The sequence below is a fragment of the Brucella sp. H1_1004 genome (genome assembly GCF_047308065.1).
In the GTDB taxonomy this organism is placed as follows: Bacteria; Pseudomonadota; Alphaproteobacteria; order Rhizobiales; family Rhizobiaceae; genus Brucella; species Brucella pseudogrignonensis_B.
In genome coordinates, this window is the sequence record NZ_JAYKZA010000002.1 from 1,684,226 (window position 1) to 1,700,279 (window position 16,054).

Below are 16,054 nucleotides of genomic sequence, written 5' to 3' on the forward strand. Positions count from 1 at the left end.
ATGCAACGATTGTTTACAGCTTAAATAGGGTTTCGCGAAACTGTGAGCGGCTTTCTACGCATTTTCTACTGCTTGGCGCCCCGATAGATATTCACACCAAGTTCTCTGATCTTTTTACGCAGCGTATTGCGGTTAAGACCCAGAATTTCTGCGGCCTTGATTTGATTACCGCGCGTAGCCGTCAGACATGCGAGGATAAGCGGATATTCAAGTTCTGCCAGAACGCGGTGATAAAGGCCAGGCGGCGGTAAGTCAGAGCCGAACGAGCCGAAATAACGCTGCATATTCTGCTCCACCACCTGCGAAATGGTGATATTCTCCAGATCGCCCGTCACAACCACAGGTGCATCAGGCTTCGATAGTTCTGATTTCAGCTCAGCTTCAATGATCTCAGGCGAAATCTCGTCTTGCGGGTAAAGTGCGGAAAGCCTGCGCACAAGGTTTTCGAGCTCACGCACATTGCCCGGCCACGGATAACGGCGCATCATATCAAAGCCCGTGGCCGTGATGCGTTTTTCAGGCAGCCCCTCTTCCGCTGCGCGCTTGAAGAAGTGACGAACCAGATCCGGTACGTCTTCACTGCGTTCGCGAAGCGGCGGCAGTCGTAGAGGAACAACATTCAGACGATAATACAGGTCTTCGCGGAACAGGCCCTGCGCGATGAGCTGGCGCAAATCCTTATTGGTTGCAGCCACGATACGCACATCTGTCTTAATCGGTGTACGTCCACCGACCGTCATATATTCACCCTGCTGTAACACGCGCAGTAGACGCGTCTGCGCTTCCATCGGCATATCGCCAATTTCGTCGAGGAAAAGCGTTCCGCCATTGGCCTGTTCGAAACGTCCGCTGGACCGGTTCTGTGCACCGGTAAAGGCACCCTTTTCATGGCCAAACAATTCAGACTCAATCAGATCACGCGGAATAGCTGCCATATTAATAGCGACAAACGGCCCTTTGCGGCGGCGACCATATTCATGCAATGCGCGCGCTACGAGTTCCTTACCCGTTCCCGACTCACCCGTGACCATCATGGTGAGATCTGTCTGCATCATACGGGCCAAGACGCGATAGATTTCCTGCATGGCAGGCGAACGGCCGACCAGCGGCATATTCTCAGCCTGCTCATCCGGCAGAACCGCAGCGGGCTTATGTTTTGGTTCAGACAGGGCACGACCAACAATATTGATCAGCTCTGTCAGATCGAAAGGCTTTGGCAAATATTCATAAGCACCGGCTTCCGAAGCGCGGATAGCGGTCATGAATGTATTCTGCGCGCTCATCACCACAATTGGCAGATCAGGACGCATCTTCTTAATGCGCGGAAGCAGATCAAATGCATTCTCGTCCGGCATATTCACGTCGGTAATCACCAGATCACCATCGCCAGCAGCGATCCAACGCCAAAGAGATGCACCATTGGATGTAACCCGCACATCATAACCTGCTCGCGACAATGCCTGATTAAGCACCGTGCGAATTGCAGCATCATCATCGGCAACGAGAATCGTACCTGTAGGACGTCCGGCAATCATGCGTTATCTCCTGTCTTTGCAGACATACTTTCAGCTGAACTCTTCCACTGCGGCATCAGAATGCGGAATGTGGTGCGCGATGGGTGACTGTCGCATTCGATAACGCCGCCATGATCACCGATAATCTTGGCAACCAGCGCCAGTCCGAGGCCCGACCCATTGGTCTTGGTCGTCACAAACGGATCAAACAGATGTGGCAGCATATCTTCGGGCACGCCCGGACCATTATCATGCACGCAGAATTCAAGCGGAAGAGCGACGCGGTCGCTTGCACCTGGAACCTGTAGGCGGATACCCGGACGATAAGCGGTTGAGAGCGTTATCTCAGCACCTTCACGGTCGCCGATGGCTTCGGCGGCATTCTTCACCAGATTAAGGAAGACCTGAACAAGCTGATCGCGATTGGCATAAACCGGCGGTAGCGATGGGTCGTATTCCTCAACAAAGCGGATATTCCGCGCAAAACCGTTTCGCGCTAACGTCTTCACATGATCAAGTACCGAATAAATATTCACTGCTGTGCGCTCAATCGGACGCTCATCGGAAAATACTTCCATGCGATCAACGAGCTTTACGATGCGGTCGGTTTCATCGGTAATCAACCGTGCCAATGCGCGGTCTTCATCGCCAACCACCTGTTCAAGCAATTGGGCAGCACCGCGAATACCGGAAAGCGGATTCTTGATTTCATGCGCAAGCATTGAGGCAAGTCCCGTCACCGAACGCGCAGCGCCACGATGGGTCATCTGGCGGTCGATCTTCTCCGCCATGGTCTTTTCTTTAAACAGAATAACCACGGCGCCCGGCGTTTCAATTACAGGTGCTACATAGAGATCGACAATGCGCTCAGCACCAAGTTTCGGTGATGAAATATCAACGCGATATTCATTAACCGGCACCTGAGCCGTGCGAACCTGATCGACCAGAGCCAGCAATGGGCTGCCGAAAGGCAGAAACGATTCAAGACGATTACGCGCCAGAATAGACGAGCCAGAGCGAAAAAACTGCTCGGCGTCCATATTCGCATAAACGATGTGATTATCGGCACTCACCATAATCACAGGCTGATTGATCGCATCCAGTATGATTGCTGGAATGCCGTTCGTTTCACCTCTACCGCCCATCATGCGACCTTTCTGTCTGCATCACGCAGAAAAACGCGGGTTAGCGCCGCGATAACCGCTTCGGGATCAGTGAGCGTCATGATTTCAGCCTTATCTGCCTGCGAGAATGCTTCGCCCGCATGACGATCCAGATACCAGCGTAGATGCTTTCTCGAGTGGCGGATACCTGTCTTGTTGCCATAGTGCTCGAGCATATCTTCGTAATGTGTTATAATATAAGAAAGAATACCTTCAGAGGATCGCGGTGCGAAATCGCTTCCCGCAATAAAGCCCGCAAGCCAAGGCTGACCATAGGAAGCACGACCAACCATCACGGCATCAGCACCAGACCGACGCAGCAATTCTTCCGCATCTTCGCGTGACAACACATCGCCATTAGCCACCAGTGGAATTTTCACGGCATCGCGCACCGCATGAATGGCATCCCAGTCGGCTTTGCCTTCATAAAACTGACAGCGCGTGCGTCCATGAACCGTCACCATTGCAATACCTGCATCTTCGGCGCGTTTAGCAAGCTCCGGCGCGTTAATGCTGTTTTCATCCCAGCCAAGACGCATTTTCAGCGTAACGGGCACTTTCACGGCATTAACGGTTGCTTCAACCAACGTCATGGCATGATCAAGATCCCGCATCAGCGCGGAACCCGAATAGCCGCCCGTCACTTTCTTGGCAGGGCAGCCCATATTGATATCGATAATATCCGCGCCTTCACCCTCGGCGATGATGGCTGCTTCACCCATCCAGTGCGCTTCGCGGCCTGCAAGCTGCACAACATGCGTGCCAAGCCCTTCGCCGGATAAGCGCAACATGCTTTCCTTATGGCGATTACAAAGCTCGGCACTTGCCACCATTTCAGAAACAACCATGCCCGCACCGGCCGCGGCGGCGCGCCTGCGAAACGGAAGGTCGGAAACACCCGACATAGGAGCAAGAAAGACGCGGTTTGGAACGACCACGTTGCGTATGTTTAAAGGCTGCTCAAGATTGGTGACCAAAAGATGCTCATTTGATGTGCATGATGCAATTAGCACACACTTTAATCATTCAATGCTGTGAAAGCAAGGAAAAGCACCTAGCTGCGATGATAAATCGATTGCCGTCTGGCAATTATTTGCGCAAGGCATTATTCCGCATGTAACTAGATGAATCTTTTGGCGAAGGCGACCAACATTTTCCGGGCAGCAGCAGTCATCGTAGCCGCAGGACGTGGCGAACGTGCAGGACAAAGCATCGAAGGTCCGAAGCAATATCGGCGAATCGGCGGCGAAGCCGTGCTTTCACGCACGCTGAGGGCCTTTGCGCAGTGTCCTGAAGTTGTCGAGATCATCGTGGTCATCCATGCCGATGATACAGTGCTTTATGAGAAAGCCATCATGGAACGCTACGACAATGTGCGCGTCGTCACTGGCGGTCCGACACGGCAAGAGTCCACACGGCTTGGATTGCTGGCGCTCAACGAAGACGCTCCTGACTATGTGCTTATCCATGATGGCGTGCGTCCGTTTATCGAGCAGGAACTGCTTGCACGCATATTCGATAATTTGACGCCGCAGGAAGGTGTTTTGCCTGCCCTTGCCGTGTCCGACACGCTGAAACAATCAGCCAGTGACGGTACAGTCAAAATGACGGTCCCGCGCGCTGGTCTTTTTGCAGCGCAAACACCGCAGGCTTTTCCTTTCTTACAAATCCTCGATGCGCACGAAAAGGCATATCTCAGCGGACGTTCGGATTTCACCGATGATGCGTCGATTGCAGAAGCCTATGGACTTGCAGTGCAAATCATCGAAGGTTCAGCAGATAACACCAAACTGACATGGGCCAAAGATATCGAAATGGCCGACAAACGCTTGAGGCATGGCATGACTTCTTTTCCAGATATTCGGACTGGCAATGGCTATGACGTTCACAGTTTCGAGCCGGGTGATCACGTTACGCTTTGCGGCGTCGCCATTCCGCATAATAAAAAGCTCAACGGTCACTCGGACGCCGACGTGGCCCTCCACGCACTGACCGATGCCCTGCTCGCCACACGCGGCGCAGGCGATATTGGCACGCATTTCCCGCCATCCGATCCGCAGTGGAAGGGTGCAGCATCACATATCTTCGTTGAACATGCGGTCAAGATAGTGCGCGAAGCCGGTGGCCGCATCGCCAACGTGGACGTAACTATCATAGCTGAAGAGCCAAAGATTGGTCCGCACCGCCCTGTAATGACGGAAACCATGGCCAATATGCTTGGCATTTCGCAAGACCGCGTTTCCGTCAAAGCCACCACCAATGAAAAGATAGGGTTTGTTGGCCGTGGCGAAGGTATTGCTGCTATTGTAACGGCAACCGTGATCTATCCCGGCGAGGTTCCTGAATGACACTCATTGCCGAAGCTCAAGCCATCAACGTCCTGAATGGATGTCGCAAACACAGCATCATGATTGTGACGGCAGAATCCTGCACAGGTGGGCTGATCGCGGCAGCACTCACAGATATTGCCGGTTCTTCCGATGTAGTGGACCGAGGCTTTGTCACCTATTCCAATGAAGCCAAAAATGAGATGATCCGTGTTCCGATGGAATTGATAAACCAAGTGGGTGCGGTTTCAAAAGAAGTGGCGATAGCCATGGCAGAAGGTGCACTTGCCAACTCACGTGCAGGCATCAGCATTGCCGTGACAGGTATTGCGGGACCCGGTGGCGGATCAGTAGAAAAGCCGGTCGGCCTTGTGCACATCGCCAGTTCGCGCAAAGGTTTTGCCACGAAGCACAAAGAATGCCGCTTTGGTGAAAAGTCACGCGAAGACATTCGTCACGAAACAGTGATTTCTGCGCTGGCTCTGGTACTCGAGGCGCTTAATTCTTAACCGTATATCTGATCGGCGCGTTTCTCAAAGGCTTCCGAGAATTTGCGAAACGCCAGATCGAACATCGATCCCATTAGCAGGCCAAGCGTGCGGCTTTTGAATTCATAATCGATAAAGAACTCAACATCGCATTCCGAACCATCCCCCACCGGCTTGAAAGTCCAGCGATTGTCGAGATAGCGGAACGGGCCATCGACATATTTCACGTCGATGACATTTTCTTCCGGCTTCAGAAGCACCTGGCTCGTAAATGTCTCGCGGATCAGCTTATAGCCAACTGACATATCCGCGATTAGCAGTGTCTTTCCGTCCCGTTCCTTAGCAGAACGAATGGAGAGTGTTTCGCACATTGGCAAAAATTGCGGATATTTTTCCACGTCCGACACCAGAGAAAACATCTGGTCTGCCCTGTGATGAACGCGTCTGACATTCGTAAACTGAGGCATACGAATTTAAGCCTGCGCTGCAATCTGCGCTTCGCGAGCGGCCTTGAGCTTTGCGAAATCGTCACCGGCATGGTGCGATGAACGCGTCAGCGGGCTGGACGCAACGAGCGCAAAGCCTTTGGTCCGACCAATCGTCTCGAAAGACTTAAATTCGTCTGGGGTAACGAAACGGATGACCGGATGGTGCTTACGGGTTGGCTGGAGATACTGGCCGATGGTCATGAAATCCACATCAGCAGAACGAAGATCGTCCATTAACTGCAAGATTTCATTCCGCTCTTCACCAAGGCCAACCATGATGCCGGATTTTGTGAAAATTGTCGGATCGAGTTCCTTCACGCGCTGCAGCAAGCGGATCGAATGGAAATAGCGCGCGCCCGGACGAACCTTGAGATACTTCGACGGAACTGTTTCCAGATTGTGATTGAACACATCAGGACGTGCCTTAACAACGATCTCAAGCGCGCCTTCCTTGCGAAGAAAATCTGGCGTGAGAATTTCAATCGTTGTCTTTGGTGTTGCAGCACGGATTGCACGAATAACGTCGGCAAAATGCTGCGCGCCACCATCGGCCAGATCATCGCGGTCAACGGATGTAATAACGACGTGGGTCAGGCCCATCTGCTTGATTGCGCGTGCAACACTTTCCGGCTCATTTGGATCGAGAGCCTTCGGAATACCGGTCGAAACATTACAGAACGCACAAGCACGGGTGCAGATTTCACCCATGATCATGAATGTCGCGTGCTTCTTTTCCCAGCACTCGCCAATATTCGGACAGCCTGCTTCTTCGCAAACGGTAACAAGCTTGTTCGAGCGGACGATCTCACGCGTTTCATTATAGCCACGCGAAACGGGAGCCTTAACGCGGATCCACTCCGGCTTTTTCAGGATTTCATTGTCCGGACGATGTGCCTTCTCCGGATGACGAAGACGTCTCTGGTTCACCGTGTCGAGAACTGTAACCATGCTGTTTCCTGCCTATCCGAAGTTTTCACGAACTTGAAACACTTCTAAATTGGGTCCGGTTCGTAGTCTTTGGCCCGTACTCTGTCAACTTGGCACGCCCAAAGACAACGTCAATATGCTGCGGCTTACCGTCTCGCCGCCATTCCTAATGCCCTGAAAACCAGTGCCCAGATAAGGCCAAACAATAGCCCGCCAAATCCAAGGGCAAAAACCAATGTCCAAACGCCATACCAGCCAGCAATCGCCATTCCATTGACCGATATGGTGTTTCCGCCGATCAGGCTCAAGCTTCCGGCCATAAAGCCGAGCGCAAGACCGCTAACGGTACACCATTTAATCATGGGCCATGCGGCGCGCCGCCATGGCCCTCCATTATCGATCAGCGGAATGTGCCCACCTCTTGGTTATGCATTTAGAACGCGGCCATAGGCATCCAGAACGCTTTCCTTCATCATTTCGGAAAGGGTCGGATGCGGGAAGACCGAATGCATCAGTTCTTCTTCAGTGGTTTCAAGGTTCATCGCAACGACAAAGCCCTGAATAAGCTCAGTGACTTCTGCGCCAACCATGTGAGCGCCAAGTAGCTGTCCGGTCTTCTTGTCAAAGATCGTCTTGACCAGACCCTGGTCTTCGCCAAGCGCAATGGCCTTGCCATTTGCCGAGAAGGAATAACGACCGACACGAATGTCAAAGCCCTGTTCCTTCGCCTTAGCTTCAGTCAAACCAACGGACGCAACTTGCGGATTGCAATAGGTGCAGCCTGGGATCATGCTCTTGTCGAGCGAATGAACATTGGGCAGACCGGCAATCTTTTCGACGCAGATCGTGCCTTCATGCTCGGCCTTATGAGCCAGCATTGGAGGACCGGCAACGTCGCCAATGGCGTAAATGCCTTCGACATTGGTCTTCCCATAGCCGTCGATCACAACGCAACCACGATCAGTCTTCACGCCAAGCGCTTCAAGACCGAGGTTTTCGATGTTGCCCTGAACGCCAACAGCCGAAATAAGACGATCAACGGTTAGCTTTTCAACCTTGCCGTCCTTGGTTTCGATATGAGCAGTGACAGAGTCTGCGCCCTTCTCAACCTTGGTAACTTTCGCTTCGGTGATGATCTTGAGGCCGAGCTTTTCCAGACGCTTGCGGGCGAAAGTGGAAATTTCCACATCTTCAACCGGCATGATGTTTGGCATCAGCTCAACAACGGTCACATCAACGCCCATGGCATTGTAGAAGGATGCAAATTCAATACCGATAGCACCGGAGCCCATGACAACCATCGACTTTGGAAGCGCCTGTGGAACCATGGCTTCAAAGTAGGTCCAGATCAGCTTGCCATCCGGCTCAATGCCCGGCAGCGAACGCGGACGTGCGCCGGTCGCAACGATCACATGCTTGGCCTTGTAGCTGCCCTCGCCCAGAACGCCCTTCGGCACTGGGTTCTGCGGCAGCATAGGCTGCTTCGACGATTTACCGACCGAAATCTCCGCAGGCGTATTGCCGGAAGCGCCCTTAACGAGCTTGGCTTCGCCCCATATCACATCAATCTTGTTCTTCTTCATCAGGTAGGCAACGCCGCCATTCAGCCGCGCCGACACACCACGCGAACGCGCAACAACCGCATCCACATCAGCTGTGATCGAACCTTCAAGCTTGAGGCCGTAATCCTTGGCATGTTCGCCAAGATGCAGCACTTCCGCCGAACGCAGCAGCGCCTTGGTCGGAATACACCCCCAGTTGAGGCAAATGCCACCGAGATGCTCGCGCTCGACAATCGCAGTCTTGAGGCCAAGCTGAGCTGCGCGGATAGCGGTGACATAACCGCCCGGTCCCGATCCAATGATAATAACGTCGTAGATGTCGGCCATAGTTTCCTGCCCTTAAAACATCGCAAATACGGGAAACGGCATCTTACGCAGTTTCTTGCGGCGCGCATTCCCGAATTGCCGACTTTCTGTCGGCTTACAAATAGGAAACGCCGCATGTGTTGTCCACACGCGGCGTATAACCATATCAGACTAGCATACCCATCGGGTTTTCGATGTGACGCTTGAAGGCCTGTGCAAGTTCAGCAGCCAGAGCGCCATCGACCGCCCGGTGATCGGTGGAAAGCGTGACAGACATTACTGTCGCAACCTTCACTTCACCGTTCTTGACCACTGCGCGCTGTTCACCCGCACCAATTGCGAAGATCGTCGCATGTGGCGGGTTGATGATCGCAGCAAAGTCCTTCACGCCGAACATACCGAGGTTGGACACAGAGGTCGAACCACCCTGATATTCATCAGGCTTCAGCTTGCGATCACGCGCACGCTTGGCAAGATCCTTCATCTCGTTGGAGATGGCGGACAGCGTTTTGGATTCCGACTGACGCACGATTGGCGTAATCAGACCGCCCGGGATCGACACAGCAACGCCGACATCCGCACGCTTGTGCTTAATCATGCCGCCTTCAGTCCAGGAGACGTTGGCTTCAGGAATGTCACGCAGCGCAAGAGCAACAGCCTTGATCACCAGATCGTTGACAGAAAGCTTGTAGGCCGGAACCTCGCCCTTCTCCGTCTTGGTCAGCGGTGCAGCCGAATTGATCTGCGAACGCAGAGCCAGAAGTGCATCGAGTTCGCAATCAATCGTCAGATAGAAATGCGGGACAGTCTGCTTCGATTCAACCAAGCGGCGGGCAATGGTCTTGCGCATACCGTCATGAGGAACGATTTCGTATGTGCCTTCTTCAAAGAGCTTGAGGATGGCATCATCCGACTGGGGCTTCGGAGCCGATGCAGCTGCCTGCGGTGCAGCGGATGCTGCTTTCGCTCCGCCGGACTTGATTGCAGCTTCAACGTCACGCTGAACGACACGGCCATGAGGACCAGTGCCTTTTACAGCGGAAACATCAACGCCTGCATCCTTGGCGATGCGACGAGCAAGCGGCGATGCAAAAACGCGGTCGCCCTTGTTTTCGGCACCCTTGATCTCAGCACTCTTGTTTGCTGCAGGAGCAGCCGCTGGGGCTTCAGCTTTTGCAGGAGCCGGGGCTGCTGCGGGTGCAGCTTCCTTCTTTGGCTCTTCCTTAGGCGTTTCAGCCTTAGCTTCCGCCTTTGATGCAGGAGCGGCATCGCCGCCTTTGGCTGCTTCTGCAACATCCTCGCCGTCTTCGGCGAGGATTGCAATCAGCGCGTTGACCTTCACGCCTTCGGTCCCGGCAGGAACGACCAGCTTGGCAACAACACCTTCATCGACAGCTTCGACTTCCATCGTCGCTTTGTCAGTTTCGATCTCAGCGATCACATCGCCGGACGTAACCTTGTCGCCTTCTTTAACCAGCCACTTGGAAAGATTGCCTTCTTCCATGGTTGGTGAAAGTGCTGGCATGGTGATTTTAATCGGCATGTCCAGTAACTCCTCAGGCGGTGTAGGTCACGGCTTTCACCGCTTCCACCACTTCAGCTACAGTCGGCAGAGCCAGCTTTTCGAGGTTGGCCGCATATGGCATCGGAACGTCCTTGCCAGCGATCGTCAGGATCGGCGCATCGAGATAATCGAAAGCCTGCTGCATGACGCGGGTAGCAATTTCAGTACCAACGGAAGACTGTGGGTAGCCTTCTTCAACGGTGACAAGGCGCCCGGTCTTCTTGACCGATTCAACGACCGTTGGAATATCCATTGGACGGATGGTGCGCAGATCGATGATTTCAACATCAATGCCCTGTGCAGCCAGTTCTTCCGCAGCCTTCACCGCATAGGTCATGCCGATACCGAACGAAACGATGGTCGCGTCCTTGCCCTGTTTATGAATGCGGGCCTTGCCGATTGGCAGAACGAAATCGTCAAGCTTCGGCACATCGAAATGATGACCGTAGAGAATTTCGTTTTCAAGGAAGATAACCGGATTTGGATCGCGGATAGCAGCCTTGAGAAGACCCTTCGCATCAGCAGCCGAATAAGGCATGACAACCTTGAGGCCCGGGATCTGGCTGTACCATGCTGCATAGCACTGGGAGTGCTGAGCAGCAACGCGAGCAGCAGCGCCCGAAGGACCACGGAACACCATCGGCGCACCCATCTGGCCACCCGACATATAAAGCGTCTTCGCAGCAGAATTGATGATCTGGTCAATCGCCTGCATGGCGAAGTTGAAGGTCATGAATTCGACGATTGGCTTAAGACCAGCCATAGCGGCACCAACACCAACACCAGCAAAGCCATGCTCGGTGATCGGGGTATCGACAACGCGGCGCGGGCCGAATTCATCCAAAAGACCCTGCGTGATCTTGTAAGCGCCCTGATATTCGGCAACTTCTTCACCCATGATGAAGACATTGTCGTCGCGGCGCATTTCTTCAGCCATGGCGTCGCGCAGTGCTTCACGCACAGTCATCGAAACCATTTCTGTACCGGCTGGAATGTCTGGATCGGAAGCAACTTCAACTTTCGGAGCAGCAGGCACGCTGTCGGCCTTCTTTTCTTCAGCCTTTGGCGCTTCTTTCGCTTCTTCCTTCGGTGCTTCTGCTTTTGCAGCAGGAGCAGAGCCGATGTCGGAGGCGCTTTCGCCATCACCGAGCAGAACAGCAATCGGCGTGTTGACCTTCACACCCTCGGTGCCTTCTGCGATGAGAATTTTACCGACGGTGCCTTCATCAACGGCTTCAACTTCCATCGTCGCCTTATCGGTTTCGATTTCAGCGATCACGTCACCGGACGTAACCTTGTCGCCTTCTTTTTTCAGCCACTTGGACAGTTTGCCTTCTTCCATCGTCGGGGAAAGGGCAGGCATGAGAATTTCTACGGGCATGACAATACCTTTCCTGAATTAGAGCAGAATATCCGTGTAGAGCTCGGAAACATCCGGCTCCGGATCGTTTTGAGCGAATTCGGCAGAATCAGCGACGATGTCGCGAACTTCCTTGTCGATTTCTTTCAGCTCTTCTTCAGTGGCCCAGTTATTTTCGATCAGGCGCAGTTTGACCTGCTCAATCGGGTCGTGCTCGGAGCGCATTTTTTGCACTTCGTCCTTCGAGCGATACTTCGCCGGATCGGACATGGAGTGACCGCGATAACGGTAGGTTTCCATTTCGAGAATCAATGGACCCTTGCCCGAACGCGCCCAATCGGCAGCAAATTCAGCAGCAGCCGCTACAGCACGAACATCCATGCCGTCGACCTTGATGCCCGGTACGTTGAACGAAACGCCGCGCTTGGAGAAATCTGTTTCAGCGGAAGAACGCGAAACCGATGTACCCATTGCATAGCGGTTGTTTTCGATCACATAGATCACCGGCAGCTTCCATAGCGACGCCATGTTGAAGGCTTCATAGACCTGGCCCTGATTGGCAGCGCCGTCGCCGAAATAGGTAACAGAGATATTATCATTGCCGCGATACTTGTTTGCAAAGGCAAGACCAGTGCCAAGAGGAACCTGAGCGCCGACGATACCATGACCGCCGTAAAAGCCCTTTTCCTTCGAGAACATGTGCATGGAGCCACCCTTGCCCTTGGAGTAACCTCCACGGCGGCCGGTCAGCTCGGCCATAACGCCACGTGCTTCCATGCCGGTTGCCAGCATGTGACCATGGTCACGATAGGAGGTGATGATCTGATCACCTTCCTTGAGCGCTGTCTGCATACCGACGACAACGGCTTCTTGACCGATATAAAGGTGACAGAAGCCACCGATGAAACCCATACCGTAAAGCTGTCCGGCCTTTTCTTCGAAACGGCGGATCAAAAGCATTTCACGGTAAGCACTCAGTTCCTGCTCTTTATTAAACTTTGCAGGCGCTGGCGTCTTGGGGGTGGTGACAGAAGACGTCTGCGTTTTTCCAGCAGGCGCCTTATTAGCCCTCGGTGCCATATCTCGCTCCCTATAGCATAAACCCAAAATCAGAGGTGATTTTGAAAGCAACATGCGACGATTCAAATTATCAGAGCACCTTTCACGCACACGAAGGACGCGCGGCGCTCTACGATTGTCGTTCTATTGTGACGTTATACGGGCAATTTACAAGATACAATATGCACGCAAAGCATAGCTGCTATGCCGCCAAGCCTTTAAAAACATATCACAAAAAGACAATTAACCTGAATTTGGTTAATTAGACCGATCTTCGCGAGAAATGATTATTGTCATTTCATCGGAATGGGAGAGATTAAGCGCTCTGCGAGCCTGCTCGTCAAGCATGTCCTTTTCAATCGAACCATCGCGCAGAAGCGTGACTCGCTTCTCAAGTGCAGCTCTGTCGGCAGTCACTTGTGCAAGCTGTTCGGTCAGCAGGCTTTTCTGCTGTTCCAGCTGGAGACGCGAATAAAGACCAAATTCGCCATGATAGGCGTGAAAACCAAAATAGCTCAGAAACGCAGCTGTCAAAACAGGCAGCACAAAACGGCCACGAATAGATTTACGTTTCTGCTTGGTCCACATTTCGGCTTCCTTCCCGGACACTCACGAGGGCTCCGATGCTGATTTGAAGCCGTCAATCCGATTTCCACCATAAAACATAATTCTGCTTAACAGAGATTTACCGCAACGCGAGGAGAGAGGGTCCAGTGTCAGTTTTTTTGAAACCGCCCCGCGAAGTGATAGGAATGGCGACGAGAGCCGCCATCCCATTAATAAATACTGGGCAAGTTACACATCAACAATGGTAGAGAACCCACCCATGATCATGCGTTTACCGTCAAAAGGCATGGTTTCACCCATTTGCTTCATGCGCGGATCACTCATCATTTTCTCATTGGCAGCGTCGCGTGTGGCTTTGTCAGGATATTCAAACCACGAGAAGACCACCTCTTCATCGTCTTTTGCCTGAACTGCGCGGCGGAAATCTGTGACTTTGCCATCGGGGACATCATCGCCCCAGGCTTCGACCATTCGCGTTACGCCAAACTCTTTGAACAATTCCGCAGCTTTAGCGGCATGTTGCCGATAAACCTCTTTATTGGCTTTCGGAACTGCGACGACAAATCCTTCTATGTAAGCCATTTTTCTCTCCCAATTGTTTGCCCTCCACCAAGTGATGGTATTTTTTTTATTATTCGCGTGAGGCATAGGAAATTACAAATAGGTTGCGAGAGCGTGAAAGCAATAGCGCCATCAGACCCTCACCTATATTCAATACTTCCAGTTTATCTTTTAAATAAAAATCAACAATAACTCAGTAAAAATTGAATATTTATAATAATTAGATAGGATCATAAATCATGAATGAGAAAATAGTAAAAAGAATTTCGTGCATTGTTATGGCATTATTCCCCGCTTTGTGGGGTTTATTCAGTTTTTTGAATAATACTTCCGATTTCTCAGGCACTGCTCAACATGCGGTCGCACCGCTTTTGTCAATGACTGACACATACGGAAACCCGGCTTTAACCTGGCGCGCTATTACAGCAAGTTGGTCCCCTTACGTCGGACTTGCTGGAATCACAGCGATGGAAACGCTGGCAGGTATCCTCGCCACAATCGGCGTTATCAAGATGATCACAAACATTGGAAAAGACTACACCGCTTTCGCAAACGGCAAAGCATGGGCGATGCTCGGAGGCCTGTGCGCTATCGCAGTCTGGGGGCTTGGCTTCATGGTCGTTGCAGGTGATTGGTTCATGGCGTGGCAAGCCGAGGAAAATCCGCTCAATACCCAACTAGGGGCGCTATTATACGCTCTACCGAGCATGATGGCCGTTGTGATTATGATGCTTCACAAAGAGGAAGCATGAAAGCAATAAAAAACGGCGGCCTTTGAGCCGCCGTCTTTCATTTAACCAACCACTAAAAGGTCTTAGAGGAACTTCAGAGCGCTGCGGCCTGCATAGCGAGCCTGCTTGCCAAGTTCTTCTTCGATGCGGATGAGCTGGTTGTACTTTGCAGTACGGTCTGAACGGGCCAGCGAACCGGTCTTGATCTGTCCGCAATTGGTTGCGACTGCGAGATCTGCAATGGTCGAGTCTTCAGTTTCGCCCGAACGGTGCGACATGACAGAGGTGTAACCTGCCTTGTGAGCGGTTTCGACAGCGTCCAGCGTTTCGCTAAGCGAGCCAATCTGGTTGACCTTGACGAGGATCGAGTTGGCAACGCCCATCTTGATGCCATCGCGCAGGCGTGCCGAGTTAGTCACGAACAGATCGTCACCAACGAGCTGGCACTTGTCACCGATCAGGTCGGTCAGGTATTTCCAGCCTTCCCAGTCGTCTTCAGCCATACCGTCTTCAATCGAAACGATTGGGTAATCAGCAGCAAGCTTTGCGAGATACTCAGCCTGCGCTTTTGGATCGCGAGTCTTGTTTTCGCCTTCATAGACGTAGTTACCGTCCTTGAAGAATTCAGTTGCCGCGCAATCAAGACCGATTGCGATGTCTACGCCTGGCTTGAAGCCAGCTTTTTCGATCGATTCAACAACGAAATCGAGCGCTGCTTCTGCACTGAGCAGGTTCGGCGCAAAGCCACCTTCGTCACCAACATTGGTGTTGTGGCCAGCATCTTTCAAACGCTTCTTGAGCGTGTGGAAAACTTCCGCACCATAACGAACAGCTTCGCGGAACGACGGAGCGCCGACCGGAATGATCATGAATTCCTGAAAATCGATTGGATTGTCAGCATGTGCGCCGCCATTGATGATGTTCATCATTGGAACTGGCAGAACATGGGCATTTGCACCGCCAACATAGCGGTAGAGTGGCAGGCCAGCAGCCTGTGCCGCAGCCTTGGCAACAGCAAGCGAAACGCCGAGAATTGCGTTTGCACCAAGGTTGCCCTTGTTTGGTGTGCCATCAAGTTCGATGAGTGTCTGATCGATGAGCAGCTGATTTTCAGCATCAAGACCAGCGATTGCATCAAAAATCTTGCCATTGACTGCTTCAACAGCCTTTTCAACGCCCTTGCCGAGATAGCGGCTGCCGCCGTCGCGAAGCTCTACAGCTTCATGCGCGCCAGTCGATGCGCCCGATGGCACAGCGGCGCGGCCAAAAGAGCCGTCTTCAAGGTAAACGTCGACTTCGACGGTTGGATTACCGCGGCTGTCGAGAATTTCGCGACCAACGATGTCGATGATTGCAGTCATAGGGGCAAGTCCTTCCCTGTAGATAGCCCCGCTTTGTTGCAAGGCACATTGAAGAAATTCAATTTCAGGTCTTCAT

At 52.5% G+C, this 16,054-nt stretch carries 16 protein-coding genes; 3 read left to right on the forward strand and 13 right to left on the reverse strand.

Going from position 1 to position 16,054, the window contains the following annotated elements; translation table 11 throughout:
- Nucleotides 1–65: 65 nt before the first annotated feature.
- Genes ntrC through dusB form a run of 3 tightly spaced genes read right to left on the reverse strand, consistent with a single transcriptional unit; the run spans nt 66 to nt 3,654 of the window.
- Nucleotides 66–1,535 carry a nitrogen regulation protein NR(I) gene (gene ntrC, locus U2P60_RS15510; protein WP_250039799.1) on the reverse strand — a complete coding sequence of 490 codons (1,470 nt, stop codon included), beginning with the start codon at nt 1,533–1,535 and terminating at the stop codon, nt 66–68.
- The gene (locus tag U2P60_RS15515; RefSeq protein ID WP_413573825.1) at nt 1,532–2,659 is read right to left on the reverse strand and encodes a two-component system sensor histidine kinase NtrB; all 1,128 of its coding nucleotides are present in this window, start codon (nt 2,657–2,659) and stop codon (nt 1,532–1,534) included. Before U2P60_RS15515 ends, ntrC begins: the two co-directional genes overlap by 4 nt.
- Nucleotides 2,659–3,654 (reverse strand): tRNA dihydrouridine synthase DusB, encoded by a 996-nt coding sequence (gene dusB / locus U2P60_RS15520; protein WP_413573279.1) that lies wholly within the window; start codon nt 3,652–3,654, stop codon nt 2,659–2,661. The genes U2P60_RS15515 and dusB overlap by 1 nt, the downstream gene beginning before the upstream one ends.
- Nucleotides 3,655–3,801: 147 nt before the next feature.
- Here dusB and U2P60_RS15525 point away from each other — a divergent pair, with 147 nt between their 5' ends.
- Together U2P60_RS15525 and U2P60_RS15530 are read left to right on the forward strand one after the other, a co-directional pair.
- Nucleotides 3,802–5,025 (forward strand): bifunctional 2-C-methyl-D-erythritol 4-phosphate cytidylyltransferase/2-C-methyl-D-erythritol 2,4-cyclodiphosphate synthase, encoded by a 1,224-nt coding sequence (locus tag U2P60_RS15525; protein ID WP_413573280.1) that lies wholly within the window; start codon nt 3,802–3,804, stop codon nt 5,023–5,025.
- Nucleotides 5,022–5,513 (forward strand): CinA family protein, encoded by a 492-nt coding sequence (locus U2P60_RS15530; protein ID WP_413573281.1) that lies wholly within the window; start codon nt 5,022–5,024, stop codon nt 5,511–5,513. Before U2P60_RS15525 ends, U2P60_RS15530 begins: the two co-directional genes overlap by 4 nt.
- Here U2P60_RS15530 and U2P60_RS15535 read toward each other — a convergent pair.
- The 9 genes from U2P60_RS15535 to U2P60_RS15575 form a co-directional block, all read right to left on the reverse strand.
- Nucleotides 5,510–5,959, reverse strand: coding sequence for a type II toxin-antitoxin system RatA family toxin (locus U2P60_RS15535; protein ID WP_413573282.1), 450 nt, complete (start codon nt 5,957–5,959; stop codon nt 5,510–5,512). The genes U2P60_RS15530 and U2P60_RS15535 overlap by 4 nt on opposite strands.
- A 6-nt stretch (nt 5,960–5,965) precedes the next feature.
- Complete coding sequence (gene lipA, locus U2P60_RS15540; RefSeq protein ID WP_140904561.1) at nt 5,966–6,928, reverse strand: lipoyl synthase; 963 nt, start codon at nt 6,926–6,928, stop codon at nt 5,966–5,968.
- A gap of 125 nt (nt 6,929–7,053) precedes the next feature.
- Entirely contained in the window at nt 7,054–7,269 is a 216-nt protein-coding gene (locus U2P60_RS15545) for a hypothetical protein (protein ID WP_413573873.1), read from the reverse strand.
- 63 nt (nt 7,270–7,332) lie between these two features.
- Nucleotides 7,333–8,796, reverse strand: a complete 1,464-nt coding sequence (gene lpdA / locus U2P60_RS15550) for a dihydrolipoyl dehydrogenase (protein ID WP_413573283.1) — start codon at nt 8,794–8,796, stop codon at nt 7,333–7,335.
- 145 nt (nt 8,797–8,941) lie between these two features.
- Nucleotides 8,942–10,318: a pyruvate dehydrogenase complex dihydrolipoamide acetyltransferase gene (locus U2P60_RS15555; RefSeq protein WP_413573284.1), complete on the reverse strand. Its 1,377-nt coding sequence runs from the start codon at nt 10,316–10,318 to the stop codon at nt 8,942–8,944.
- Between the two features lie 13 nt (nt 10,319–10,331).
- On the reverse strand, nt 10,332–11,720 hold the full coding sequence (locus U2P60_RS15560) for a pyruvate dehydrogenase complex E1 component subunit beta (protein ID WP_413573285.1): 1,389 nt from the start codon (nt 11,718–11,720) through the stop codon (nt 10,332–10,334).
- An 18-nt stretch (nt 11,721–11,738) separates the two neighbouring features.
- Nucleotides 11,739–12,779, reverse strand: coding sequence for a pyruvate dehydrogenase (acetyl-transferring) E1 component subunit alpha (pdhA, locus tag U2P60_RS15565; protein ID WP_313826559.1), 1,041 nt, complete (start codon nt 12,777–12,779; stop codon nt 11,739–11,741).
- A 237-nt stretch (nt 12,780–13,016) separates the two neighbouring features.
- Nucleotides 13,017–13,346 (reverse strand): FtsB family cell division protein, encoded by a 330-nt coding sequence (locus U2P60_RS15570; RefSeq protein WP_250039786.1) that lies wholly within the window; start codon nt 13,344–13,346, stop codon nt 13,017–13,019.
- Between the two features lie 207 nt (nt 13,347–13,553).
- A complete protein-coding gene (locus U2P60_RS15575) occupies nt 13,554–13,907 on the reverse strand; it encodes a DUF1428 domain-containing protein (protein ID WP_413573286.1) in 354 nt (117 codons plus the stop codon).
- Nucleotides 13,908–14,125: 218 nt separating this feature from the next.
- On the opposite strand from U2P60_RS15575, the gene U2P60_RS15580 reads away from it, so the two are divergent.
- Entirely contained in the window at nt 14,126–14,638 is a 513-nt protein-coding gene (locus tag U2P60_RS15580; RefSeq protein WP_413573287.1) for a DUF2165 family protein, read from the forward strand.
- Between the two features lie 62 nt (nt 14,639–14,700).
- Here U2P60_RS15580 and eno read toward each other — a convergent pair whose 3' ends face one another.
- Nucleotides 14,701–15,978, reverse strand: a complete 1,278-nt coding sequence (gene eno / locus U2P60_RS15585) for a phosphopyruvate hydratase (RefSeq protein WP_250040859.1) — start codon at nt 15,976–15,978, stop codon at nt 14,701–14,703.
- Between the last annotated feature and the right edge of the window lie 76 nt (nt 15,979–16,054).

What these genes read in the sequence shown, in the direction of transcription:
- U2P60_RS15545 (WP_413573873.1), bottom strand. Translation starts at nt 7,269, where the DNA reads ATGATTAAATGGTGTACCGTTAGCGGTCTTGCGCTCGGCTTTATGGCC.
- eno (WP_250040859.1), bottom strand. Translation starts at nt 15,978, where the DNA reads ATGACTGCAATCATCGACATCGTTGGTCGCGAAATTCTCGACAGCCGC.
- U2P60_RS15530 (WP_413573281.1), top strand. Translation starts at nt 5,022, where the DNA reads ATGACACTCATTGCCGAAGCTCAAGCCATCAACGTCCTGAATGGATGT.
- pdhA (WP_313826559.1), bottom strand. Translation starts at nt 12,779, where the DNA reads ATGGCACCGAGGGCTAATAAGGCGCCTGCTGGAAAAACGCAGACGTCT.
- U2P60_RS15555 (WP_413573284.1), bottom strand. Translation starts at nt 10,318, where the DNA reads ATGCCGATTAAAATCACCATGCCAGCACTTTCACCAACCATGGAAGAA.
- U2P60_RS15570 (WP_250039786.1), bottom strand. Translation starts at nt 13,346, where the DNA reads ATGTGGACCAAGCAGAAACGTAAATCTATTCGTGGCCGTTTTGTGCTG.
- lpdA (WP_413573283.1), bottom strand. Translation starts at nt 8,796, where the DNA reads ATGGCCGACATCTACGACGTTATTATCATTGGATCGGGACCGGGCGGT.
- lipA (WP_140904561.1), bottom strand. Translation starts at nt 6,928, where the DNA reads ATGGTTACAGTTCTCGACACGGTGAACCAGAGACGTCTTCGTCATCCG.
- U2P60_RS15575 (WP_413573286.1), bottom strand. Translation starts at nt 13,907, where the DNA reads ATGGCTTACATAGAAGGATTTGTCGTCGCAGTTCCGAAAGCCAATAAA.
- U2P60_RS15525 (WP_413573280.1), top strand. Translation starts at nt 3,802, where the DNA reads ATGAATCTTTTGGCGAAGGCGACCAACATTTTCCGGGCAGCAGCAGTC.
- U2P60_RS15515 (WP_413573825.1), bottom strand. Translation starts at nt 2,659, where the DNA reads ATGGGCGGTAGAGGTGAAACGAACGGCATTCCAGCAATCATACTGGAT.
- U2P60_RS15580 (WP_413573287.1), top strand. Translation starts at nt 14,126, where the DNA reads ATGAATGAGAAAATAGTAAAAAGAATTTCGTGCATTGTTATGGCATTA.
- U2P60_RS15560 (WP_413573285.1), bottom strand. Translation starts at nt 11,720, where the DNA reads ATGCCCGTAGAAATTCTCATGCCTGCCCTTTCCCCGACGATGGAAGAA.
- ntrC (WP_250039799.1), bottom strand. Translation starts at nt 1,535, where the DNA reads ATGATTGCCGGACGTCCTACAGGTACGATTCTCGTTGCCGATGATGAT.
- U2P60_RS15535 (WP_413573282.1), bottom strand. Translation starts at nt 5,959, where the DNA reads ATGCCTCAGTTTACGAATGTCAGACGCGTTCATCACAGGGCAGACCAG.